The organism is Peristeroidobacter soli, from assembly GCF_004138485.1.
In the GTDB taxonomy this organism is placed as follows: Bacteria; Pseudomonadota; Gammaproteobacteria; order Steroidobacterales; family Steroidobacteraceae; genus Steroidobacter; species Steroidobacter soli.
Window position 1 is genome coordinate 1,190,802 of sequence record NZ_RYEV01000003.1, and the last position, 24,955, is coordinate 1,215,756.

Sequence of the window (24,955 nt, forward strand, 5' to 3'; positions counted from 1 at the left end):
GCCGCGAAGGTTCAATGAGCGGGACCTGTGATGAGCGGGGTCCTGATAGTGAGGAGCGCGAGATGTTTGGTGGCGTTTGTCGTCTTGGGGAACTGACGCATGGGTAAATCGGTGCGGAGAATGTCCGTCGTTGCGGGGGCCATTGCGCTCGCCCTCGGCGGTTGCGGGTCCAAGCACGACGATTCGACCATCGTCATCGGTGTGGTCACCGCGCAGACCGGTGTGCTCGCTTCTTACGATCAGCCGTCGCTTGCCGGCTTCCGCATGTCCATCGATGAGATCAATGCTCGTGGCGGACTCGGTGGCAAGCATCCGGTGAAGCTGCTGGTGCGTGACACGCGATCGGATACCGCGACGACCGCCGCCGCCGCTCAGGAACTGGTGGATGAGGGCGCGAAGATCATGATCACGCCGTGCGATGCCGATCCCTCCATCGTCGCGGGTCAGGTCACACAGCCGGCCGGCGTGCCGACGCTGACGTTCTGCGGCTCATCGCCGATTCTGCCGGGCGCGGTCGGCGACATGATGTTCACGACGTATCCCACCGACAATCTGCAGGCCGCGGCGCTGGCGAAACACGCCTATGAGACGGGGCTGCGAAAGGTTTATCTGCTCGTGTCGCCGGACACGACCTACACCTCCGGGCTGCCGGAGTACTTCGGCAAAGTGTTCACCAACCTGGGCGGCACGGTCGTCGGGAAGGGCAGCTTCTCGATGAATCAGCCGGATTTCTCGGTCGCGGTCACGACCATTCGTAACTTGAAGGAGCAGCCCGATCTGATCATGACGGCTGCCTACGAGCCCGACTTTCCCGCGTTCGTGCGTCAGCTGCGTGCGGCAGGTGTCACCACGCCGGTGTTTGGAGCTGACGCGCTCGGCACGCCGACGATCGCGGGACTGGGCGAGCTCGCGAACGGTGTCGTGTTCACGTCCGCAGGCTGCGCGACGCCGGGCAGCAAGCTGGAAGCATTCAACCAGCAGTTCAATAAAGTGACGGGTCACCTGCCGAGCTCCGCCTATGAAGTGAATGGCTATGAGATCGGCCTGTTGCTGGACGCCGCCGTGAAATCGGCGACGTCGATGAGTGGCCCGGCGATTCGCGACGCGCTCGACAATCTCGAGAACTTCGAGGCGGTCACGGGCACGATCACTTATCGCGGCACTCAGCGCATTCCGGTTCGATCGGTGGCCCTGCTGCGCTATGAAGGCGGCAAAGCCCAATGTTTGCAGTCGGTCACGCCGGCTGCGTCGGAAATTCCGGCTCCGCTCTGATCATGCTGCACGCAGAAGGCATCAAGGTTCGATACGGCGAGATCGAAGCCATTCATGGCGTCGATCTGAACGTGGGCGAGCGCGAAGTGGTTGCGCTCATCGGCGCGAACGGCGCCGGCAAGAGCACGACGTTGAACGCGCTGTGCGGCTTGTTGCCAACGGTGGCGGGCAAGATTTCCTTCCTGGGCACCGATGTCACTGGCTGGGCTCCGGACAAGATTTCCCGCAATGGCATGGCGCTGACCCCTGAAGGCCGGCGCGTGTTCGGCCAGCTCACTGTCGCGGAGAACCTGATGCTCGGTGGCGCCGCTCACGCGGGTCGCGCCGAACGCGTGCGACGGCAGGAAGAGCTGCTCGAGTTGTTTCCGGTCCTGCGCAGTCGCATGACGCAGAAGGCAGGAAACATGTCCGGCGGCGAGCAGCAGATGCTCGCCATCGGGCGTTCGCTGATGTCCCGGCCGAAGCTGCTGCTGCTGGATGAGCCGTCGCTCGGGCTCGCGCCGCAGATGGTCGATAAGGTGTTCGATCTGATCGTCGCGCTTCGCAAGGCGGGGCTGTCCATTCTGCTGGTGGAGCAGAACGTCGGGCTCGCACTGGAAATCGCCGATCGAGCCAGCGTGCTCCGCGGCGGTAGCATCGCGTTGAGTGGTAGCGCCGAGGAACTGGCGTCGTCGGATCTCGTGCGTCAGGCCTACCTCGGAGTGCACTGACATGTTGCTTCAGCATGTAGTCAATGCGATCAGTCTCGGCGGCATCTACGCGCTGCTGGCGCTGGGTCTCGCCATCGTGTTCTCGATCGTCGGGCTCATCAACTTCGCACACGGCGAGCTGATGACGATCGCGGGTTACACGACGCTCGGCGCACTGTTGTTTGGGGTGCCATTCCCGGCCGCGGTGCTGCTCGCCATCGCGACGACGGCGGTGGCGGCCATGGCGATGGAGCGGATCGCGTTTCGTCCGATGCGCGGTGCCAGTGTCACGAGCCTGCTGCTGACCAGTTTCGCCGTCAGCGCGCTGTTGAAAGTGATATTCCAGAATGGCTTGTCCGCCCGGCCGCAGCCGCTGGCCATGCCGCAGTGGATGACGGGTTCGTATCAGGTGGGCAATGTCGCCATCGGTGTCGGGCCGACGATTTCCATCGTGATATCGGTGGTCGCGCTGGTCGGGCTGGAGCTGTTTCTGCGTCGAACCGTCACCGGCACGGCCATGCGCGCGGCGGCGGAAGATTTTCCGGTCGTGCGCCTGATGGGCATCGCGGCCGGCCGCGTGATTGCAACGGCGTTTGCACTGTCCGGTGTGCTCGCGGGTATCGCTGCACTGTTGTGGGTCGCGCAGCGCGCGTCGGTCGATCCGTTGATGGGCGCGGTGCCCGTCGTAAAAGCCTTCATCGCAACGGTGGTCGGCGGCTTGGGCAGTCTGCCTGGCGCGGTCGTCGGCGGGCTGTTGCTGGGCGCGATTGAGATTGGCCTGGACGCGGTATTGCCGCCGTCCGTTGTGCCGTATCGTGATGCCTTCGTGTTAAGCGGCGTCATTCTGATTTTGCTATTTCGTCCTCAGGGCGTCATTCCCGCGGCCACCGTGCGCCGTGGCTGATGCGTTTCGGTGTTTTTCATGACTCTATCCGCCAGTGATCTGTACGCCATCGAGGCTCGCCTCGGGGCTCGCAACTACAAGCCGCTCGATGTCACGCTCACCCGTGGCGAGGGTGTCTGGGTGTGGGACACCGAGGGCAAACGCTACCTCGATTGTTTGTCGGCGTACTCGGCGCTCAATCAAGGTCATTGTCATCCGAAGATTCTGGCGGCGATGACCGAGCAGGCTCAGCGCCTCACGCTCACCTCGCGCGCGTTCCGCAACGATCAGTTGCCGCTGCTGTATCAGGATCTGGAAAAGCTCACCGGCGCGAAAATGATCCTGCCGATGAACAGCGGCGCGGAGGCGGTGGAGTCGGCGCTCAAGGTGACTCGCAAGTGGGGCTACGAAGTGAAGGGCGTGGCGCCGAATCAGGCGAACATCGTCACCTGTTCCAATAATTTCCACGGTCGTACGCTCGGCATCGTCGGCTTCAGCACCGATCCGCTGGCGCAAAACAATTACGGTCCGTTCGCCGGTGGCTTCAAGACCGTGCCGTTCGGCGACTTCGATGCGCTGGCCGCCGCGATCGACGACAACACGGTCGGGTTCCTGGTGGAGCCCATTCAGGGTGAAGCTGGCGTGTTGATGCCGCCTGCCGGTTACTTCAAACGCGTGCGCGAGCTGTGCACGCAGAAGAACATCGTGCTGGTGCTCGATGAGATTCAGACCGGGCTCGGTCGCACCGGCAAGCTGCTCGCGCAGGAGCATGAAGGCGTCAAGTCGGATCTGACCTTGCTGGGCAAGGCGTTGTCGGGCGGTTTCTATCCGATCTCCGCGGTGCTCGCGAACAACGACGTGCTCGAGGTATTGCAGCCGGGCACCCATGGCAGCACGTTCGGCGGCAATCCGCTGGCGAGCGCCATTGCTCGCGCGGCGCTACGCGTGCTCGTCGAGGAAGGCATGATCGAGAACGCGCGCGTGCAGGGCGAGTATTTCATGAGTCAGCTGCGGGCCATCAAGAGCGATCTGATTCGTGAAGTGCGCGGTCGCGGTTTGATGATCGCCATCGAGCTGCATCCGCAGGCGGGCGGTGCTTACAAATATTGCGAGCGGCTGCGCGACAAAGGTCTGCTCGCCAAGGATACGCACGTCAACACGATGCGACTCGCGCCGCCGCTGGTGATCCAGCGGGCCGAGATCGACTTCGCCTGCCAACAGCTGATGGACGTCTTCAAATAACGATACGCGCCGCGCAATGTCTTGCGCGGGGCACTGACGCTCACCAAAGTGGGCGCCGCAGGGAATATGGCTGATGCAGGCCCCCAGCGTTGCGACTGGTGGCTCAGCTATCTAGCGGGCATGGCGTGTAAGTTATCCGTCGGCTTGGTGCCGACGCCACGCCAGATACTTCGCAGGAACTCCGCGACGCTCCAGTCATTGAATTGCCAAAGGCAAATTCATCGACGAACACAGGAGCGAGCCATGCCGACTGCGAGCGGACACACCAAAGCGATTCGGGCCAAGAAGGTCATCGGGACCACGGTCAAAGATCCCTCCGGCAAGAAGATCGGTGAGATCGAGGACGTGGTGCTGGACAAGACTTCGAACAACATCATGTTCGCGGCGGTCAGCTTCGGCGGCCTGCTCGGCATGAATGAAAAGTATCACCCCATTCCGTGGAACATGCTGAAGTACGAAGAGGACGAGAGCGGTTACGTGGTGAATATCACCAAGGAACAATTGCAGGCCGCGCCGGCGGACTCCATCGCGGAGTTGACCAGGGACGACGGCCTGGCCTATCGGGATCGAGCCTTCGACTACTACCGTTCACCCCGCTACTGGGAATAGTTTGCTCCCATTCGGGTGGCGACCGTAAGGTCAGAATAGGATAGGAGTCCGAAGGTTTGAGGCTGGCGATGGATAGCGAATCGCCAGATACGCGAGTCGCCAGATACGCGAGCGACCCCCGACTGCGGTGGGTCGCTCGGTTTATTTTGGGATATGAATACGTATGCAGCCTGTCGAGATCGGGCAGGGCCTGCGGGTAATCTTTGCGCGTCCGGGTAACGGGGGATGCGAGACGATGTCAGTACCGCCGTGGTGGCGTGGCGCGGTGATCTACGAGATCTACCCGCGCAGCTTCGTTGACAGCGACGGCGACGGGGTGGGGGACCTGCCAGGCATCGTGCAGCGGTTGGAATATGTGGCCGAGCTCGGCGTCGACGCCATCTGGATCGCGCCGTTCTTTCGTTCCCCCATGGCGGATTTTGGCTATGACGTCGCGGACTATCGCGCCGTCGATCCCTTGTTCGGCACCATGGCCGACTTCGATCGTTTGCTGGCCCGGGCGCATCAGCTGGGCCTGAAAGTGATGATCGATCAGGTGCTCAGTCACACCTCGATCGAGCACGAGTGGTTTCGTGAGAGCCGGCAGAGCCGGGACAATCCCAAGGCCGATTGGTATGTGTGGGCCGATCCGAAGCCGGACGGCACGCCGCCCAACAATTGGCTGTCGATTTTCGGCGGGGTCGCGTGGCGCTGGGAGCCGCGCCGTCGCCAGTACTATCTGCACAACTTTCTGTCGTCGCAGCCGGACCTGAATTTCCATCAGCCCGAGCTGCGCCGTGCGGTGCTGGAGAACGTGCGCTTCTGGCTGGACAAAGGGGTCGACGGCCTGCGGCTCGACGCCATCAATTTTTGTTTCCACGACCGCGCGCTGCGTGACAACCCGCCGAAGCCCGCGGATGGGCGGACCACGCGCGGCTTCAGCCCGGAGAATCCGTACGCTTATCAATATCACCGCTACGACAACACACAGCCCGAGAACCTGCAGTTTCTGTCCGAGCTGCGCGCGCTGCTGGATGAATATCCGCATGCGGCGACCCTGGCGGAAATTTCTTCCGAGGATTCGATCGCGACCACGGCGGAATACACGACTGGCGACCGCCTGCACATGGGCTACAGTTTCGAACTGCTGTCCGAGGAATATTCGGCGCGACACATTCGTACGGTGGTCGAAGGGTTCGAAGCCAAGCTGACCGAGGGCTGGCCGTGCTGGGCCTTCTCGAATCACGACGTGCGACGGGTCGTGACCCGGTGGGGCGGCGAGCAGCCCTCGAAACATCTCGCCAACCAGCTGATAGCGTTGTTGTGCTCGCTGCGCGGCTCCGTTTGTTTGTATCAGGGTGAGGAGCTGGGATTGAGCGAGGCGGTGGTGCCGTTCGAGTCGTTGCGCGATCCGTATGGCATCGCGTTCTGGCCGAATTTCAAAGGACGCGACGGCTGTCGTACGCCGATGCCGTGGAATGGCGGTGAGCATGCCGGCTTCAGTTCGGCACGGCCGTGGCTGCCAGTTCCGACGGAGCATCGGGCGTTGAACATCGAGGCGCAGCTTGCCGACCGGCACTCGGTGCTGAGCGCGACGCGCGCCTTTCTGCAATGGCGTCGGCGCCTGCCGGCGCTGCGGTGGGGTGATATCGAGTTCGTCGACGTGCCGGAACCGCTGCTGGCATTTACACGCAGCCACGGCGATTCGCGCGTGTTCGCGGCCTTCAACCTGTCGTCGGAAACAATTCAGACGGCCGTGAAGTTACCTCCGGGCACCGAGCAGATCGAAAGCGTCGGCGTTCTGGCCGGCGAGCTGCGCGATGATCGTTTGACCTTGCCCGGGCACGGCGTCGTGTTCGGTCGCTTCTGAATAGCTCGGCATGGTTGATCACGAGCGCGGACATTGGCCTGTGCGCTTCGAATGGGGGAAGCAAGATGATGGGAAGATGCGCAACCGCGCTACTGATGGCGCTGTTGGTCGTGGTATCGCCGGCAGCATTCGCAGCCGCAGTTGCATCGCAAGCCTCGCCGGGCGGCGTGCTGAAAGTCGAAGTTTCGCTGGATAATGAGGGGCACGCGCTGTACAGCGTGACCCGGCGCGGCCGCCCCGTCATCGATGCCTCGCGGCTCGGCTTCTTGTTCACGGATGCGCCGAAGTTCGAACGGAATCTCACGCTCGCCGCGCAATCGACCGATAGCCACGACGACACGTGGGAGCAGCCCTGGGGCGAGCGTCGTTATGTCCGCAATCACTACAACGAACTGCGCGTGACGCTGCAGGAGAGGATTGCTCCGGCTCGCAAGCTCGACGTGGTATTCCGTGTGTACGACGACGGGCTCGGCTTTCGCTACGAATTTCCTCAGCAGCCGGCGCTCACCACGGTCAACATCGGCGACGAGCTGACGGAGTTCGCGGTCGCGGAACATGCGATGGCGTGGTGGATTCCCGCGGGTGAATGGAATCGTTACGAATATCTGTATAACAAGACTGCGCTCGATCAGGTCGGTCAGGCGCATACGCCAATCACGGTGCGCACCGACAGCGGGCTTCATATCGCGTTTCATGAAGCAGCGCTGGTCGACTACTCCTCGATGTGGCTGCGACGGGTCACGGGGCAGCGGTTGAAGAGCACGCTGTCGCCGTCGTCATCGGTGGCGAGAGTGTCGCGGACCGCGCCGTTCAACACGCCCTGGCGAACGATGCAGATTGCCGATAGCGCCGGCGGCCTGGTGATGTCGGATCTGATCCTGAATCTGAACGAGCCGAACCAGCTCGGCGATGTGTCGTGGGTTCACCCGTTCAAGTACGTTGGCGTGTGGTGGGGCATGCACCTGGGCACGGAAACCTGGGCGTCGGGCCCGCATCACGGCGCGACTACGGCGAACACGAAGCGCTACATCGACTTCGCCGCCAGGCACGGCTTCCGTGGCGTGCTGGTCGAAGGCTGGAACAAAGGCTGGGACGGCGACTGGTTCGCCAACGGTGCCGACTTCAGCTTCACCGAGTCGTATCCGGATTTCGATCTGGAGGCGGTGACCCGATACGCCAGGTCGAAGGGCGTGCGTTTGATCGGTCATCATGAAACGTCCGGCAACATCGCAAACTACGAGCGGCAACTCGGCGCAGCGCTGGATCTGTATGCACGCCTCGGCGTCGATAGCGTGAAGACCGGTTACGTCGCCGACGCTGGCGGCATTCAAGCCATCGGTCCCGACGGTAAGCCGCGCTTCGAATGGCACGACGGACAGGTGATGTCGCGTCATCATCTGAAAGTAGTGACCGAGGCTGCGAAGCGTCACATCGCGGTGAATCCGCACGAGCCCATCAAGGACACTGGCCTGCGTCGCACGTATCCGAACTGGGTCGCCCGCGAGGGTGCGCGTGGCATGGAGTACAACGCGTGGGGCGATCCGCCGAATCCCCCCGAGCATGAGCCGAATCTGGTGTTCACCCGCATGCTGGCGGGGCCCATGGATTTCACGCCGGGCGTGCTGAGCCTGGTCGGCAAGAATGGCCAACGCATTCAATCGACCATTGCCAGGCAGCTCGCGAACTACGTGGTGCTCTACAGTCCGATTCAGATGGCCGCCGATCTGCCCGAAAACTATGAAAAGCACCTGGACGCGTTCCAATTCATCAAGGACGTCCCGACGGACTGGAGCGACACGCAGGTGCTGGATGGTGAGGTCGGCGATTACGTGGCCATCGCGCGCAAGGATCGAAACAGCAATGACTGGTATCTCGGCGCCGTCACCGATGAGCATGCGCGGCTGGTGGAGGTAACGCTGGACTTTCTCGATCAGGATCGGAGTTACACCGCGCAGATCTATCGCGATGGCAACGACGCGGACTGGCAACGCGCGCCTTTCTCCATTGCCATCGAGAAGCGCCCGGTGAGGCGCGGCGAGAAGATGATGCTGCGACTCGCGTCCGGCGGCGGACAAGCAATCCGATTCGTTGCCGCCAAACGCTGATCGTTGCCTCGGCAACATTTTATGAATACGTATGCAAAGGATTGTGGCTGCAGCTGACGCGGTCATAGGATCTGACGCGCCGATCATCAGCAGGGGGATACGCGATCGCATGAGCGTGATCGCGGCCTGCGCTCTTCAGCAGCAGCAATGAGGGAATATTTCATGATCAGTTCACTCGTGCATCGACGGATGTCGTGGCTGGGCGCCACCGCCGTTTCTCTTGCCTGGTTCTCAGTCGCGCCGCTGCAGGCGGCCACGCCCATCACGCCGAAGGACGTCGTCTATCAGGTCATCACCGACCGCTTCGCCGACGGCAACACCGCCAACAACACACCGGCGGGCTTCGACAGTACGCTGTTCGACGATCCCGACCTGGATGGACATGGCAACGGCGACGACCTGAAGTTGTATCAGGGCGGCGACTGGCAGGGCATCATCGACAAGATTCCGTACCTGCAGGGCATGGGCGTCACCGCGGTCTGGATCTCCGCGCCTTACGAGAACCGCGATACCGAGATCCTGGATTATCAGGCCGGCGGCGGCATCGACCGATGGACCAGCTTCCACGGCTACCATGTTCGCAACTACTTCGCGACCAACAAACATTTCGGCTTGATGCAGGACTTCGAGGCCCTGAAGAACGCGTTGCATGCCCAGGGCATGAAGCTGATCATCGATTTCGTCAGCAATCACACCAGTCGCTGGGTGAATCCCACCAACAGCAACTCCGCCGAGGATGGCCGGTTGTACGAGCCGGACAAGAACGGCAGCGGCAACTATGTGTTCGACGCCAATGGCAATCCGCTCGACTGGAACTCGGACGGCAATCTCGAGAATCTGCTCGCCAATCCGCATAACGACGTGAATGGCTGGTTTCATGGCCTCGGCGATCGTGGCGCCGATTCGTCGCGCTTCGGCTTCCGTCACAAGGAGCTCGGCTCGCTCGCGGACTTCTCGCAGGAGAACGCGCAGGTGGTGGCGCATCTGGAGCAGGCCGCGAAGTTCTGGAAGTCCAAGGGCATCGATGGCATGCGTCACGACGCCACGCTGCACATGAATCCGGCCTTCGTCAAAGGCTTCAAGGACGCGATCGATACCGACACCGGCGGTCCGCTGAGCCATTTCGGTGAGTTCTTCATCGGCCGGCCCGATCCGAAGTACGACGAATATCGCACCTTCCCGGACCGCACCGGCGTCAACAACCTGGATTTCGAGTACTACCGGGCGGCCACCAATGCGTTCGGCAGTTTCTCCGAGACCATGGCGCAGTTCGGCTCGATGATGACGACGACCAGCACCGACTACATCTACGAGAACCAGGCGGTCACGTTCCTCGACAACCACGACGTGACGCGCTTTCGTTACATCCAACCGAACGACAAGCCGTATCACGCGGCCATCGCGACGCTGATGACGTCTCGCGGTACGCCGAACATCTACTACGGCACGGAGCAGTACCTCACGTCCGCGGATGGCAGCGACATCGCCGGCCGGGTGTTCATGCAGACCGAGACGGCGTTCAACACATCGACGACGGCGTATCAGGTCATCGGCACACTCTCGGCCTTGCGCCAGAGTAACGACGCGCTCGCCTATGGCGGCACCGAGATCCTGTACAGCACCAACGACGTGCTGGTCTACAAGCGTCAGTTCTATGACAAGCAGGTCATCGTCGCGGTGAATCGTCAACCCAGCGTGTCGGCCACGGTGCCGGCGTTGAACACGACGTTGCCGACGGGCACCTACGCGGACGAGTTGGGTGGACTGTTGTTCTGTGGCTCGAACACGGTGACCAACGTGTCGGGTCAGAACAAGATCACCAGCTTCGGTCTGTCGGGCGGCGAAGTGTGCGTGTGGTCGTACAACCCGTCGTTGGGCACGACCATTCCTCGCATCGGCGATGTGGTGTCGACGATGGGGCGCTCGGGTAACACCGTCTACATCTACGGCACGGGGCTGGGTGGCTCGATCACCGTGAAGTTCGACACGACCAACGCGACCGTCGTCTCCAACAGCGACACCAAGATCACGGCGACGGTGCCGGCCGTGACGCCGGGCATCCGTAACATCACCGTCGTGAAGAGCGGCAACACCAGCAACACGTTTCGCTACGACGTGCTCTCGGACGATCAGGTGCAGGTGATCTTCAAGGTCAATGCCAGCACGGTGCCCGGCGAGAACGTGCACGTGGTTGGCAACGTACCGGAGCTGGGCAATTGGGATCCCGCCGCGGCGCCCGAGGCCATGATGAATCCGAACTATCCTGTGTGGTTCCTGCCAGTGAGCGTGCCGAAGAACACGGCGTTGCAGTTCAAGTTCATCAAGAAGAACGGCGGCACGGTGACCTGGGAGGGCGGCAGCAACCGCAGCTTCACCTCGTCATCGAGCTCGACCGGCACCTCGGATACGACGGTTTATACGTGGCAGCCTTGAGATAGTCGCTGTTACTCGCGGCGACGGCGGTCGCGAGGCTGCCGTCGCCGCGTTCGATGCAAGACAAATTCATGAATACGTATGCATAGAGTTGTAGGTCGCGCGGTCGCAGTCCTACGATCTCAAAACAATGACTGAGGTCCGAGCGCGGACCCGTGGAATGGGGGAATCAGCAGATGAGCAGAAAGGTTGCCTACGCATTGCTCGCGGCGAGCTGCGGAATCACGCAGGTCCAGGCGCAGAACGTGACCAGCGCCGAGGACAGCATCGATGAGGTGGTGGTCACCGGCTATCGCGGCGCCCTGCAGAATTCGATCGCGGAGAAACGCGGGTCGGATCAGATCATGGAAACGATTTCGGCGGAGGACATCGGCAAGCTGCCGGACAACAGCATCGCCGAGTCCCTTGCCCGCGCGCCCGGCCTGACCACGCAGCGCCTCGACGGTCGCGCGCAGGTCATCAGTATTCGCGGTCTCGCGCCGGACTTTGCCACCACGCTGCTCAACGGCCGCGAGCAGGTCACCACCGGCGACAATCGAAGTGCCGAGTACGATCAGTATCCGGCCGAATTGCTCAGCGCTGTCAGTGTGTACAAGACACCGCAGGCCAGTCTCATCGGCCAGGGTTTGTCGGGCACCGTCGATCTACGCACGACCCGCCCGCTTGCCTATGGCAAGCGCACGCTGGCAGGCAACGTGCGTGGCGAAACGCTGTCGCTCGGCAAGCTCAACGCGGGCTCCGAAGATACCGGCTATCGGGCCAGCGGCACGTACATCGATCAATTTGCGAACGACAAGGTCGGTATCGCCATCGGCATCGCGCACATGATGTCGCCGACGCAGATCGAGAAGTTCAACACGTGGGGCTATCCCACGGTGGACGGCGTGCTCGGGCTGGGCGGCGTGAAGCCGTATGTCGTTTCCACCGAGTTGAAGCGCACCGGTGTGATGGCGACCCTCGAATTCCAGCCGTCGGAAAATTTCAACACCGTGCTCGACGTGTATTACAGCAAGTTCAAGGACGATCAGCTGTTGCGCGGTATCGAGCTGCCGCTGCTGTGGGGCGGAGCGACGCTGCAACCGGGCTACACCGTCACCAACGGCGTGGCCACCAGCGGTACGTTCAGCAACGTCAAAGGGGTGATTCGTAACGATGCCAACCGCCGCGATGCCGATCTGTGGTCGGTGGGCTGGAACGCCAAGCTGGACGTGGATAAGTGGGCGTTCACCGGCGATGTGAATTATTCCACGGTCGACCGTCGCGACATCATTCTGGAAACCTATTCGGGCACGGGTCGTCCGCCGAGCGGCGCCACCGATACGCTGAGCTATAACATCAACAGCGAAGGCGTGGTGCGCTTCAACTCGGGCCTCGACTACGCCAACGCGAATCAGATCTTTCTGACCAGCCCGCAAGGGTGGGGCGGCAATGCCATCGCCGGCGGCCAGGACGGCTTCATCAACAGCCCCAACATCAAGGATGAGCTGACGGCGCTGCGCATCAGCGCGAGTCGCGAGCTGGACAACGGCTTGCTCAAGGCCGTGGATGTGGGCGTCAACTACACGACGCGCGACAAGGATTATAACCCCGACCGTTATTTCCTCGGGTTGGTCGCCAACGCCAGCGATCCTCAGCACGATCTGAGTGTGTCGATTCCGTCGGGCTCGCAGTTGCGACCGACGCGTCTGGGTTACATCGGCATCCCGGGCATGGTCAGCTACGACCCGATCGCGCTGGCCTACAGCGGCATTTATAACCTCGTGCCCGCCGCCGACGCCGCCGTTTACAGCCGCGAGTGGTCGGTCGGCGAAGACGTGCTGACCGGCTTCGCCATGCTTCGTCTGGATTCGCTGCTGGGAAACTCGGCGCTGACGGGCAACCTGGGTGTGCAGTTCGTGCGGACCGAACAGGATTCCTCCGGCTTCGGCGCGTCCGGCGATCCGGCGCAACCCTTCCCGCTCGATACATCGCAAAGCTACACCGAGACGCTGCCCAGCTTGAACCTGTCGTTGCGCATGGCCGACGACCTGATTCTGCGCCTGGGTGCGGCCCGTCAGCTCGCGCGACCGCGCATGGATGAAATGCGCGCGTCGATCAGTTTCACGTACGACAACGCGCGTGCCGGCAACAGCAATATCGAGTTCTCGCCGTGGGGCGGTGAAGGCGGCAATCCGAAGCTGAAGCCCTGGATCGCGGACGCGGTGGATCTGTCCGTCGAGAAGTACTTCGGCCGCGAGGGCTACGTGTCCGGCTCGCTGTACTTCAAGGATTTGAAGTCGTACATCTATACGCAGGCAGCCGTGTATGACTTCAGCACGTTCCCGGTCACCGGCGGACCGGAGCCGGTGCTGCGCCAGGGCTATGTGACCACTCCGCAAAACGGCGACGGTGGCGAGATCTACGGTTACGAGCTCGCCGCGACGATTCCGTTTGGCATGGCCTGGGCTGCGCTGGAGGGCTTCGGCTTTCAGGCCAGCTACTCGCTGACCAAGAGCAACATTCAGCCCGATCCCACCAATCCGAAACGGCCCATTCCCGGCCTGTCGGAAGACGTGATCAACGCGACGGTGTATTTCGAGCGTGCCGGCTTCTCGACGCGTCTGAGCGCACGTCATCGCTCCTCGTTCATCGCCGAAGTGCAAGGCGTGGGGGCCGAGCGGTTGCTGCGCATGGCGAAGGGCGAGACGCTGATCGATGCGCAGATGAGCTACGAGTTCCAGGAAGGCACCATCCGCGGCCTGACGCTGCTGTTGCAAGGGACCAATCTCACCGACGAGCCGTTCATCACCCACGAGTTGAACGATTCGCGGCAGGTGATCGATCACCAGATCTTCGGTCGTCGTTATCTGTTCGGCGCGAGCTACAAGTATTGAGGCCTTTCTGACACCATGCCCGCATGAGTGCAGAGGCTCGCCAGATCACCATTGCCGGCGGCGGTACCGCCGGCTGGATGACCGCCGCGTCGCTCGCCCGCTTCCTCGACAAACGCTATCGGGTCCGACTGATCGAATCGGACCAGATCGGCACGGTGGGCGTGGGCGAGGCGACCATTCCTCAGATCCAGTTGTTCAACCAGGCGCTCGGCCTGGATGAGAACGACTTCCTGCGCCGGACGCAGGGCACGTTCAAACTCGGCATTCAATTCGTCGACTGGCTGCGGCCGGGGCATCGATACATTCACGCGTTCGGACAGATCGGGCGGCCGCTCGGGCTGCTGCCATTCCATCAATACTGGCTGAGATATCGTGCCGGCGGTGGCGAGCTGGGCATCGATGCGTTCTCATTGAACGCGTCGGCGGCCGCGCAGAACAAATTCACGCGACAGGTGAAGCCGGCGAATGCCACCTTGCCACCGATGACGTACGCGTTTCACTTCGACGCGTCGTTGTATGCGAAGTATCTGCGCAACTACGCGGAGCAACGCGGCGTCGTGCGCATCGAAGGCAAGATCGAGCAGGTTCAGCAGCGTCATGATGGTTCCATCGATGCGCTCGTGCTCGCGAACGGCGAGCGTGTCGGCGGCGATCTGTTCATCGACTGCTCGGGCTTTCGGGGCCTGCTGATCGAACAAACCTTGAAGACGGGTTATGACGATTGGTCGCACTGGCTGCCGTGCGATCGGGCGATGGCCGTGCCGTGTGCGCGGGCGGGTGAGTTCACTCCATACACGCGGTCGACGGCGCGTCCCGCGGGCTGGCAGTGGCGCATTCCGTTACAGCATCGCACCGGCAATGGCTATGTTTATAGCAGTCGTCATTTGAGCGATGACGAGGCGGCGGCGACGCTGCTCGCCAATCTCGACGGCGAAGCGCTCGCCGATCCGCGGCCACTGCGTTTCGTTGCCGGCAAGCGCAGGAAATTCTGGAACCGCAACTGCGTGGCGATCGGACTGGCGGGCGGTTTCATGGAGCCGCTGGAATCCACCAGCATTCATCTGGTGCAAACTGCGATCGCACGCCTGCTGACGTTCTTGCCCGACGGCGAGCCGCGACAGGCGGATATCGATGAGTTCAACCGGCAGGCGGCGTTCGAGTACGAGCGCATCCGCGACTTCCTGGTCCTGCATTACAAAGCAGTAGAGCGCAACGACACGCCGTTCTGGGATTACTGTCGCACGATGCCGATTCCCGAGGAGCTGCAGCGAAAGATCGATCTGTTCAGCACCGGCGGCCGCATCGTTCGACACAACGACGAGTTGTTTACTGAAGTCGGCTGGCTGCAAGTGCTGCTCGGACAGGGCGTGAATCCCGCCGGACATCATCCGTTGGCCGATCAGTTGTCCGCCGGCGAACTGGCGGAGTTCATGAATACGATTCGCGCAGTGATTCAGCACGAGACCGGCGCCATGCCCACGCATGCCGGGTTCGTCGCAGCTCACTGCGCATAAGAGAGATTGGGGGACACGTGAAAGTGACGAAGTATCTGGCCGCCGTGCTCGGCCTGGCCTGCACCGCCTGGGCGAGCGCCGATGATTTCCGCGCACGTTTGCCACAGGATGAAGTCATTTATTTCCTGCTGCCGGATCGATTCGAGAATGGCGACCCGAAAAACGATCGCGGCGGGCTGAAAGGCGATCGTCTCAAGACCGGCTTCGATCCCACGCACAAAGGGTTCTATCACGGCGGCGATCTGCGCGGCCTGATCCAGCGGCTCGATTACATTCAGGGGCTCGGGGCCACCGCGATCTGGCTCGGTCCCATTTATAAGAACAAGCCGGTGCAGGGCGCGCCCGGGCAGGAGTCGGCGGGTTATCACGGCTATTGGATCACCGACTTCACGCGGGTCGACGATCACTTCGGCTCGCAGCAGGACATGAAGGATCTCGTCGAGCACGCGCACGCGCGCGGCATCAAGGTCTATCTCGACATCATCACCAATCACACCGCCGACGTGATCTCCTATCGGCAGTGCCCAGGCAGCGAATGCGCCTATCGATCACGCGCCGACTATCCGTACGGCAAGGCCGGTGGCACGAATGGCGCTTCGATCAACGACGGCTTCCTGGGCGACAGCGTTCAAACCGACGCGAATTTCGCGAAGCTGAAGCGCGCCGACTTCGCATATGACGTCTTCGTGCCCGCCGCAGAAGCCAGCGTGAAAGTGCCCGCGTGGCTCAACGATCCGATCTGGTATCACAACCGTGGCAACAGCCTGTTCCGCGGCGAGAGCAGCACGATGGGCGACTTCGCCGGCCTCGACGATCTCATGACCGAGAATCCGCGCGTGGCGCAGGGATTCATCGACATCTACGGCCAGTGGATCGAGGAGTTCGGCGTCGACGGCTTCCGCATCGATACGGCGCGGCATGTGAATTCCGAGTTCTGGCAGGCGTTCGCGCCGGCGATGTTGAAGAAGGCGGCGGCGCGGGGCATTCCGAACTTTCACATCTTTGGCGAAGTGGCGGCGGAGGTCGTCGACATTCCATCGCTGACGCGTGCGACGCGCGTCGACAAGCTGCCAACGGTGCTGGACTTCGCCTTTCGCGCGGCCGTGATCGACGCGCTCACGCTGAAAACGGGCCCCGACAAGCTCGCGGCCATGTTCAGCGGCGACACGCTCTACGAAGGCGGCGAGGCGACGGCGATGCAGTTGCCGACGTTCGTCAGCAATCATGATGCCGGCCGCTTTGGCTTCTACGCTCGCAAGAACCTGCCAGGCGTGAGCGACGCGGAAGTCCTGCAACGAATGATCCTGGCCCACGCGATGATGTTTACGCTGCGGGGCGTGCCAGTGATCTATTCAGGGGATGAGCAAGGCTTCGCCGGCGACGGCATCGATCAGGACGCGCGCGAGGATATGTTCCCGAGCCGCGTCGCCAGCTACAACGACAACGTCCTGCTCGGCACCAAGGCGACGACGGCGGTCAGCAACTTCGATCGGGGCCACCCGGTGTATCAAGCTATCGTCGAACTGTCCGCGCTGCGAAAGGAACATGCCGCGTTACGCCGGGGCAAACAGATCGTCCGCAACTACGCCGAGAAGCCCGGCCTGTTCGCCGTCTCGCGCGTCGATCCTCAAACGCAGCGAGAGATCCTGATCGCGTTCAACACGTCGACCGAGCCGCTGCAGGTCAACGTCGAGGTCGATGCACGAACGCACGCGTTCAGATCGCTGAAAGGGCGCTGCGCGCCGCAGCCATCGGCACCGGGTAGCTATAAAGTAACGTTGGAGCCCTTGAGCTACGTGGTGTGCGCGGCGCAGGATGAGACATGAGCCGCCCGCAGAAGCCCGCGTTGTCGTTCTGGCAGATCTGGAACATGTGTTTCGGATTCCTGGGGATTCAGTTCGGCTTCGCGCTCCAGAACGCCAACGTCAGTCGCATTTTCCAGACCCTCGGCGCGGACCTGGATCAGATTCCGATGCTGTGGGTGGCGGCGCCGCTGACCGGGCTCATCGTTCAGCCCATCATCGGCTATTACTCCGACCGCACCTGGACGCGTCTGGGGCGGCGGCGGCCCTACTTTTTCTTTGGCGCTGTCGCCGCGACCCTGGCGCTATTGTTCATGCCGAATTCTCCGACGCTGTGGATCGCGGCCGGTCTGCTGTGGCTGCTGGATGCGTCGCTGAATGTTTCCATGGAGCCGTTTCGCGCCTACGTCGGCGATCAATTGCCGCCGCCGCAACGACCCACCGGCTACGCGATGCAGAGTTTCTTCATCGGGGTCAGCTCGGTGATCGCGAGCTTGCTGCCGTGGATGCTGACCAAGCTGGGCGTCGCGAACACGGCGCTGCCGGGCGAGATTCCGCACACCGTGAAATATGCGTTCTACTTCGGCGCCGTGATGATGCTCGGCGCAGTGAGCTGGACGGTGTTTAGCACGCGCGAGTATCCGCCCGAGCAGCTGAAGAATTTCGATGACGCTGGCGTGGTGCGCGAGCGGCCGCTCGATGTCGCCAGATCACGACGCGACGGCGCGGTCTGGCTCGGCGCCGGCATGGTCGGGCTGCTCGCCATCTATACGTTGCACTGGGATCGGCAGCTGTATCTGCTGGCCGGTGGCATCGCCGTTTACGGCGCGGCGCTGCTGGTGCTCAGCGCCTCGCGATCGAGCAACATGTTCACGTCCATCATGACCGACGTGCACCACATGCCCGAGGCGATGCGCCGTCTCGCGGTCGTGCAGTTCTTTTCCTGGTTCGCATTGTTCGCCATGTGGATCTACACGACGGCGGCCGTCACCCAAATGCATTTCGGCACGACGGATGTTCAGTCCGCCGCGTACAACGAAGGCGCAAATTGGGTCGGCGTGCTGTTCGCGGCGTACAGCGGATTCTCGGCGCTGGCCGCCATCGTGATTCCATTCATGGTGCGGCTGTGGGGACTGCGCGTGAGTCACCTGATCAACGTGTGGCTCGGCGCGGCGGGGCTGGTGTCGTTCGTGGCGATTCGCGATCCGCAGTGGTTGCTGGTCGCGATGCTCGGGATCGGCTTCGCGTGGGCCTCGATCCTGTCGCTGCCCTATGCGTTGCTGTCCGATAATCTGCCCGCCGAGAAGATGGGCGTGTACATGGGCATCTTCAATTTTTTCATCGTGATTCCCCAGCTGCTGGCGGCCAGCGTGCTGGGCTTTCTGCTACGGACCTTCCTGGGCGGGGAGCCCGTCTATGCCCTGGTCATCGGCGGTGCCAGCCTGTTTCTGGCTGGCATCGCCGTGCTGCGGGTTCAGCCGAAAGTCAGCTTGCCCTTCATCACCGACCAGTGGCCGGGGAAGGAACAGAAGAACGTGTAATCGCCGCCTTTCTTCAGCTTGGAGGTCGGGAACGTGACGCTGGTGGTCTCGCCGGCACCGATCACCTTGGTGTGCGCGATGATGCGTGCATCGTCCTTCGGCACATAGTTGTTGGGCAGACCGGCCGACATGCCGGCGGTGGCGACCGCCTGGAACACCGACGTTTCGGTCAACACCCAGTTGTGACCCATGGCGCTGGCGGGCAGCTTGCCGGGATGCGACAGGGTCAGTTTCACTTCGGTACAATCGGCGGCCACGGCCAGCGACGTCTTGTTGAACTGCATGGCGTCATTGCCTTCGATGGTCAGCTCGCAGGTCTTGGCGGCATGAGTGAGCGGCGCAAAGACGCTGAGCGCGCCGAGCAGAACGGTGGAGGCAAGAATTCTCGAGATTGTCATCGTATTACCTGCTGTGCGGTTGAAGTCGCGAGCGGATTGTCCGGCGTGGACGGCCGGCTTTCAAGCACCGGGTACCGGGACTTCCCGCGAACGACCCGTGGAACAACCCGAGTCCTAAAACGTCCCTATTGGATGAACTCAGAACGCGCTCCCGGGCTGTCCGGTCAATGACGAATTTGCGGATCCTGCCCGGCGCCGGCTTGTCCATGCTGTGCGCGTTTTGGAGCGCAACCGCGCTGGCCGAGCGGGTCACCGTCACCATCGACGGTCTCGACGAACAGATGCTCGAATCGGCGCGCGCCAATCTCGAGCTGAAACAATATGAGGAGCGCGACGTGTCGGCCGCCCAGGCGCGCCGGCTGTTCGAGCGGGGCAAGGAGCAGATCGTGCGCTCGCTGGAGCCTTTCGGCTTCTACAACCCCACCGTCGATGGCCGGCTGGAACGGCCGGAGCCCGGTAAATTTCACGCGATTTTCGCGGTGAAGACCGGCGATCCGGTCATCGTTCAGCAATCGAGCATCGAAGTCGCGCCCGAGGCCACCGAGCTCAAGCCGGTCAAAGCGGCCGTGGAGAGGTTCGAGCCCAGGCACGGCGATCGGCTGGATCACGCCGCGTACGAGCGCAGTAAAGACCAGATCTCCAAGGCGCTCGCCAACGACGGTTACCTGTCCGCGCAACTGGTGCGCCATAAAGTATCAGTCGTTCGCAGCGCCAACACGGCGGACATCGATCTGGCGTGGGACGTGGGGCCGCGCTATTGCCTGGGCGAGCTGCGGTTCTCCAAGGCGCAGTTCCCGGATTCGTTTCTACAGAAATTCAAACTGTGGCGGGACGGCGACTATTACTCAGCCGAAAAGCTGCTGCAGTTACAGCAGGCGCTGGTCGACGCGGACTATTTCACATCGGTGGGAGTCGCGCCCGATCTGGAACACGCGACCAACGGCGAGGTGCCGATCGACGTGATGCTGATTCCGGCCAAGCGCACCTTGTACACGGCGAATTTCTATTTCAGCACCGACTCCGGTCCGGGCACCAAGCTCGGCGTGCAGCGGCGCTGGCTCAACGATCGCGGCCACAAGTTGAGCGGCGAAGTCGAATATTCCTCGCGCCTGGAGGAGTACAGCGTCAAGTATCAGATTCCGCATCCCGGCCCGAATCCTCGCAACTACACGTTCGGCGTCGGCTATCGCGACGAGGAGACCGACACCAGCCGATCACGCATGCTCCGCCTCGCCGGCACTCAGGTCACCGAGCGTTGGAAAGGCTTCACTCGCACGGTCGGCTTGCAGTATTTGAACGGCGATTTCGAGATCGCCGATGAGCGCGGCCAGACCAGCCTGCTCTATGCCGACGGGCTGCTCACGCGCAAACAGGCCAACGACATTTACTTTCCGACCGCGGGCTATTCCTTGCTGTACGGCCTGCGCTTCGGCTTCGAACAGCTGCTGTCGGACACGACGTTCGCCCAGATTCGCGCCGAAGGAAAATGGTTGCGCAAAGTCGGTGACAAGGGCCGCGTGATCCTGCGCTCCGCGCTCGGCGCCATGATCGTGGACGATTTCGATGCCTTGCCGCCGGAGCTGCGCTTCTTCGCCGGCGGCGACCGTTCGATTCGCGGCTTCGATTACCAGGCGATCGGCGACACCAACGCCTCGGGCGGCGTCATCGGCGGCGAATATCTGGTCGCCGGCAGCACCGAATACGAACATTACTTTCTGAACAACTGGGGCGCGGCGGTGTTCGCCGATGCGGGCGATGCCTTCAAGTCCAGCTTCGATATCAACGTCGGCGCGGGCGTCGGCTTGCGATGGAAGTCGCCCATCGGGATGGTGCGCGTCGACGTGGCACGCCCGGTCGTCACCGATCTGGATGGCGGTTGGCGTATCCACCTGATCATCGGGCCCGATCTGTGAGCGGCGTGCTGAAGAAGACGCTGGCCTGGAGCGGCCTCGTCATCGCGGCGCTGATCCTGCTCGCGCTCGGCGCGGTTGCGTGGGTGATCAACACGCCTTCGGGCACGCGCTTCGCCGCCGCTCGCGCGACGGCACTGATGGGCGACAAGCTCGCCATCGGCGGCATCGAGGGCTCGCTCGCCGGCCCGCTGCGGATTACCAATTTTCGCTATCACGATCCGACGGCTGGCATCGATGCGTCGGTGGCGCAGCTCGATGTCGATCTGGTGTGGAGCGATCTGTGGCACCGGCTGGTGCACGTCGAGCGGTTGGATGTGAGCGGCATCGATGTCCTGATGCAGGAGCCGACCGAACCGCCACCGCCGAAGGAGCCGTCCGAACCGTTTACGTTGAAGCCGCCGATCGATATCGCGATTGACTCGTTCATCGCGCGGAATGCGAAAGTTCGTAATCCCGAAGCAACGCTCGTTGAAGTTACGCGTGCCGTGTTCGCGGGGCGCTGGACCACGGAAGCACTCGCTGTGCAAACATTGAACGTGCAGTCGCCGCAGGGATTCGTGACGTTCAACGGCCGCGTCGTACAGAACGATGCCTATGTGGGCGAGGGCCGAGGTCGCTTCGAATGGACCGCGGGCGAGCAGAAGTTTGCGGGCACGCTGCTCGTGTCGGCGAACGAGTCGGACGCGGTCGTCAGCTCCAAATTGTCCGCGCCGCTCGAAGCCATCCTGCACGCGAAGGTGGCGCAGGCGGCCGATCATGGATGGCAGGTGCAACTGGAAGTGCCGCGCTTCGATCCTCGCGACAAGTTGATGCCGGGGTCGAGCTTCCAGAGTCTCGCGGCGTCCTTGCATGGCGAGGGCACACTGGATCACGGCGTCGTTTCCGGACGCGTCACGATCAATGACGAGCCGCTGGAGTTGGAGACAGTCCGCTTCACTCGCAGCGAGGAGCAGCTGACGCTGGAAACGCTGCTCAAGATCGGCGCGACTGCGGGCGAGGTGAGTGCCAACGCCGATATTCAATTCTCCGAAGAGTCGTGGACCAGCAAGGCCAGCGCTCGCTGGAAAGAGGTCGTCGTGCCGTCCGCCTGGGTCGGGCAGGAGTTGGTCACGCGGGGCGAACTGAACTTCGATGGCAACCCGCAGCTGTACAGCGCGACGGGCCGTCTCGCGCTCGGTCCGCAAAAGCAGCAGGCCGATATCGCCCTGCAGGTGCGAGGCACGCCCGAGCGGGTCGAGTTGCAACAGTTCGACATCATTCAACCCAAAGGCCGGCTGGCCGCGACCGGCAAAGTGACCTTGCAACCGCAGCTCGCGTGGGCTGTCGATGCGCGCGGACAGAACTTCGATCCGGGCGTGTTCGCAGTCGAATGGCCGGGCAGCCTGCGTTTCCAATTGGCCACGCAAGGCAAGATGACCGAGCAGGGACCGGATGCGACGTTGAAGCTCACCGAGTTGCGCGGCCAGTTGCGCAGCCGGCCGATCTCAGGCGATGCGGACATGACGCTTACCGCGCCTTACATGCCGGCGGGGACGCTTTCGTTGAATTCGGGCGACAGCAAGTTGCGAGTGCAGGCGGCCAAAGGAGAGCAGATCGACGCGACCATTTCCGTCGATGTGGCTTCGTTGAGCGACTGGGTGCCGGACTCGGGCGGCCAGCTCGCCGCGAACTTTCGCGTGCTCGGCAAGTGGCCCGACGTTTCGATCAACGGCAATGCGCGGGGTCATGAGCTGCACTTGAACGAGATGCAGCTGCAGGACCTCACGCTCGATGCCGATGTGAACAAGCCGCTCGATCCGCAAGGTTCGGTCAATCTGAAGATGGCAGGTTTGTCGGCGGCCGGACTCGAGTTTGAAACAGTGCAGGCCACGGCGTCTGGCAACCCGGCCGCTCATCGCGCGGAAGTGAACACGACCGGGCGGCCGCTCGCCTTCTCGGTCGCGGTGGAAGGCGGGCAGAAGGAGGATGGCTGGTCGGGCGCCGTGCAGCGACTGGCGCTCGACGTGAAAGACGCGGCGCGCCTGAGCTTGCGCGAGCCGGCGAACATCGTCGTGAAGACGCACGATCAGAAGATGGCGGTCGATGTCTCGCGTGCCTGCTTCGTCGATCGGGATGTCGAGCTGTGCCTGCAAGCTGGCCTGCAGCCGGATGGTTCCATGCGAGCCAGCTATTCGCTCGCCAATGTGCCGCTGGCGCTGGCGAACTCGATGTCGAGCGATGACTTGCCGCTGCGGTTCAAAGGATTGATCCAGGGGCAGGGCGATATCCGTCGCGATGCCGACGGCAATCTGTTCGGCAACGCGACGATCAGCTCGCCGTCGGGAAGCATGTCGCGCGTGCTGGTGTTCGAGGGCGAGACCGAGCCCGCGGAAGAAGAAACATTGCTGACTTATCGGGATTTCAAGGTCGAAGCGAATCTGTCGGGCGCGGATGCGCGTGCGTCGATCAGCACTGGCTTGCAGGAGAACGGTTCTTTGCAGGGTGAAGGCGAAGTGACCGGGCTCAATCAGGCGAACACGCAGATCAATGCGCGGGTGAACGCGAGCCTGCCGGATCTCGCGCCGTTTGCGGTGTTCGCGCCGCAGCTGGCGAACGTTCACGGGCGCATGGATGCGCGAGGCAGTGTGACTGGGTCGCTGCAGGAACCGGCGATTACGGGTGAGGTGACGGCGGCGGATCTGGCGGCGGACATTCCTGCGATTGGGTTGCACTTGAAGAACGGCCGGCTCGATGTGCGACCGAAGTCGACGACGGAGTTTCAGGTGTCGGGTGGCATCGAATCGGGCGACGGTACGCTGAAATTCGCGGGCACGGCGTCGACGAACGGCGCGATCAATATGAAGGTCGATGGCAATCGGTTCCTCGCGGCGGATATTCCAGGCGCGAGGGTGCTGGTCACGCCGGATATCGATGTCGTGAGAAATGAAGAGCGAACGACGCTGTCCGGCAAGGTCATCATTCCTTCGGCGGATGTGAATTTGCAGAAGCTGCCGAAGGGCGGCGACCGGGCGCAGGCGGCGTCGCCGGATGTGGTCGTGGTCGATGCGGAAACGCAGGATGAGGCGGCGGTGCAGGCGATTCCACTGTACGCGAACATCACAGTGGTCGTCGGCGGGCAGGACAGGGGCCGGGCGCTTCAGGAAGAGGCGGTGAATCTCACTGGGTTTGGCCTGGTGGCGAAGGTCGCCGGGCAGCTCGATGTGAGAGAGCGGCCGGGGACGCAGACGGTGGCTTCCGGCGATATGAATGTCACGGGCACCTATAAAGCGTATGGGCAGGATCTGACGATTCAGCAAGGGCAACTGCTGTATGCGTCGACGCCGCTCGACAATCCGAGTCTGCGGATCGAGGCGACCAGAACGGTCGATGAAGTGACGGCTGGATTGAGAATTCGAGGCACCGCGCAGAGTCCGGAGCTCACGGTGTTTTCCGATCCGCCGATGGCGCAGGCGAGTGCGCTTTCATACATCGTCGCGGGTAAGCCGCTCGAGGACATCGGCTCGGGATCGGGTGAGGGCGATGCCGTGCAGGCGGCGACCCGTTCGCTCGGTGCGGCGGCGGGCGGATTGCTGGCGAAGAATCTGGGCCGGCGATTGGGGGCGGATGAGGTGTCGGTGACAGATGAAGCGATGCTCGGTGGGGCGGCGCTTACCGTTGGCCAGTATCTGTCGCCACGCGTGTATTTGAGTTATGGCGTCGGGTTGTTCGAGCCTGGCGAGGTGATAACTCTGCGATACAAACTTTCCAGCAGCTTATCGGTGTCGGCTCAGCGGGGGCCGGAGGATACACGCGCCGGCATCGAGTTTCGGAAGCAGAGATAAAAACTGCGTTG

The 24,955-nt window shown here is 62.5% G+C and carries 15 protein-coding genes; 14 read left to right on the forward strand and 1 reads right to left on the reverse strand.

Annotated elements, in window-relative coordinates:
- The first annotated feature begins 120 nt into the window (after nt 1-120).
- From EKO19_RS13995 to EKO19_RS14050, 12 genes are all read left to right on the forward strand, one after another.
- The gene (locus EKO19_RS13995; protein ID WP_129776999.1) at nt 121-1,272 is read left to right on the forward strand and encodes an ABC transporter substrate-binding protein; all 1,152 of its coding nucleotides are present in this window, start codon (nt 121-123) and stop codon (nt 1,270-1,272) included.
- A 2-nt stretch (nt 1,273-1,274) separates the two neighbouring features.
- The gene (locus tag EKO19_RS14000) at nt 1,275-1,982 is read left to right on the forward strand and encodes an ABC transporter ATP-binding protein (protein WP_129777000.1); all 708 of its coding nucleotides are present in this window, start codon (nt 1,275-1,277) and stop codon (nt 1,980-1,982) included.
- Between the two features lies 1 nt (nt 1,983).
- Entirely contained in the window at nt 1,984-2,865 is an 882-nt protein-coding gene (locus EKO19_RS14005; RefSeq protein WP_129777001.1) for a branched-chain amino acid ABC transporter permease, read from the forward strand.
- 18 nt (nt 2,866-2,883) lie between these two features.
- Complete coding sequence (gene rocD / locus EKO19_RS14010; RefSeq protein ID WP_129777002.1) at nt 2,884-4,086, forward strand: ornithine--oxo-acid transaminase; 1,203 nt, start codon at nt 2,884-2,886, stop codon at nt 4,084-4,086.
- A 243-nt stretch (nt 4,087-4,329) separates the two neighbouring features.
- The gene (locus tag EKO19_RS14015) at nt 4,330-4,695 is read left to right on the forward strand and encodes a PRC-barrel domain-containing protein (protein ID WP_129777003.1); all 366 of its coding nucleotides are present in this window, start codon (nt 4,330-4,332) and stop codon (nt 4,693-4,695) included.
- Between the two features lie 235 nt (nt 4,696-4,930).
- On the forward strand, nt 4,931-6,544 hold the full coding sequence (locus EKO19_RS14020) for an alpha-glucosidase (protein WP_129777004.1): 1,614 nt from the start codon (nt 4,931-4,933) through the stop codon (nt 6,542-6,544).
- Nucleotides 6,545-6,609: 65 nt separating this feature from the next.
- The gene (locus tag EKO19_RS14025) at nt 6,610-8,649 is read left to right on the forward strand and encodes a glycoside hydrolase family 97 protein (protein ID WP_129777005.1); all 2,040 of its coding nucleotides are present in this window, start codon (nt 6,610-6,612) and stop codon (nt 8,647-8,649) included.
- Between the two features lie 162 nt (nt 8,650-8,811).
- Nucleotides 8,812-11,082, forward strand: a complete 2,271-nt coding sequence (locus tag EKO19_RS14030) for an alpha-amylase family glycosyl hydrolase (RefSeq protein ID WP_129777006.1) — start codon at nt 8,812-8,814, stop codon at nt 11,080-11,082.
- Nucleotides 11,083-11,258: 176 nt separating this feature from the next.
- Nucleotides 11,259-13,955, forward strand: coding sequence for a TonB-dependent receptor (locus EKO19_RS14035; RefSeq protein ID WP_129777007.1), 2,697 nt, complete (start codon nt 11,259-11,261; stop codon nt 13,953-13,955).
- A 23-nt stretch (nt 13,956-13,978) separates the two neighbouring features.
- Nucleotides 13,979-15,469: a tryptophan halogenase family protein gene (locus tag EKO19_RS14040; RefSeq protein WP_129777008.1), complete on the forward strand. Its 1,491-nt coding sequence runs from the start codon at nt 13,979-13,981 to the stop codon at nt 15,467-15,469.
- 17 nt (nt 15,470-15,486) lie between these two features.
- Nucleotides 15,487-17,295, forward strand: a complete 1,809-nt coding sequence (locus EKO19_RS14045; RefSeq protein WP_217705327.1) for an alpha-amylase family glycosyl hydrolase — start codon at nt 15,487-15,489, stop codon at nt 17,293-17,295.
- Nucleotides 17,292-18,812 (forward strand): MFS transporter, encoded by a 1,521-nt coding sequence (locus EKO19_RS14050; protein ID WP_129777009.1) that lies wholly within the window; start codon nt 17,292-17,294, stop codon nt 18,810-18,812. Before EKO19_RS14045 ends, EKO19_RS14050 begins: the two co-directional genes overlap by 4 nt.
- On the opposite strand, the gene azu is transcribed toward EKO19_RS14050, so the two are convergent.
- Nucleotides 18,746-19,210, reverse strand: coding sequence for an azurin (gene azu / locus EKO19_RS14055; RefSeq protein ID WP_129777010.1), 465 nt, complete (start codon nt 19,208-19,210; stop codon nt 18,746-18,748). The two genes, EKO19_RS14050 and azu, sit on opposite strands and share 67 nt — an antisense overlap.
- 167 nt (nt 19,211-19,377) lie before the next feature.
- Between azu and EKO19_RS14060 the strand changes: the two genes are divergently transcribed.
- Entirely contained in the window at nt 19,378-21,123 is a 1,746-nt protein-coding gene (locus EKO19_RS14060; protein WP_129777011.1) for an autotransporter assembly complex protein TamA, read from the forward strand.
- 5 nt (nt 21,124-21,128) lie between these two features.
- Complete coding sequence (locus tag EKO19_RS14065) at nt 21,129-24,944, forward strand: translocation/assembly module TamB domain-containing protein (protein ID WP_217705328.1); 3,816 nt, start codon at nt 21,129-21,131, stop codon at nt 24,942-24,944.
- Nucleotides 24,945-24,955: the final 11 nt, after the last annotated feature.

Excerpts from the sequence above, each read along its gene's own strand:
- EKO19_RS13995 (WP_129776999.1), top strand. The coding sequence starts at position 121 with ATGTCCGTCGTTGCGGGGGCCATTGCGCTCGCCCTCGGCGGTTGCGGG.
- EKO19_RS14000 (WP_129777000.1), top strand. The coding sequence starts at position 1,275 with ATGCTGCACGCAGAAGGCATCAAGGTTCGATACGGCGAGATCGAAGCC.
- EKO19_RS14005 (WP_129777001.1), top strand. The coding sequence starts at position 1,984 with ATGTTGCTTCAGCATGTAGTCAATGCGATCAGTCTCGGCGGCATCTAC.
- rocD (WP_129777002.1), top strand. The coding sequence starts at position 2,884 with ATGACTCTATCCGCCAGTGATCTGTACGCCATCGAGGCTCGCCTCGGG.
- EKO19_RS14015 (WP_129777003.1), top strand. The coding sequence starts at position 4,330 with ATGCCGACTGCGAGCGGACACACCAAAGCGATTCGGGCCAAGAAGGTC.
- EKO19_RS14020 (WP_129777004.1), top strand. The coding sequence starts at position 4,931 with ATGTCAGTACCGCCGTGGTGGCGTGGCGCGGTGATCTACGAGATCTAC.
- EKO19_RS14025 (WP_129777005.1), top strand. The coding sequence starts at position 6,610 with ATGATGGGAAGATGCGCAACCGCGCTACTGATGGCGCTGTTGGTCGTG.
- EKO19_RS14030 (WP_129777006.1), top strand. The coding sequence starts at position 8,812 with ATGATCAGTTCACTCGTGCATCGACGGATGTCGTGGCTGGGCGCCACC.
- EKO19_RS14035 (WP_129777007.1), top strand. The coding sequence starts at position 11,259 with ATGAGCAGAAAGGTTGCCTACGCATTGCTCGCGGCGAGCTGCGGAATC.
- EKO19_RS14040 (WP_129777008.1), top strand. The coding sequence starts at position 13,979 with ATGAGTGCAGAGGCTCGCCAGATCACCATTGCCGGCGGCGGTACCGCC.
- EKO19_RS14050 (WP_129777009.1), top strand. The coding sequence starts at position 17,292 with ATGAGCCGCCCGCAGAAGCCCGCGTTGTCGTTCTGGCAGATCTGGAAC.
- azu (WP_129777010.1), bottom strand. The coding sequence starts at position 19,210 with ATGACAATCTCGAGAATTCTTGCCTCCACCGTTCTGCTCGGCGCGCTC.
- EKO19_RS14060 (WP_129777011.1), top strand. The coding sequence starts at position 19,378 with ATGACGAATTTGCGGATCCTGCCCGGCGCCGGCTTGTCCATGCTGTGC.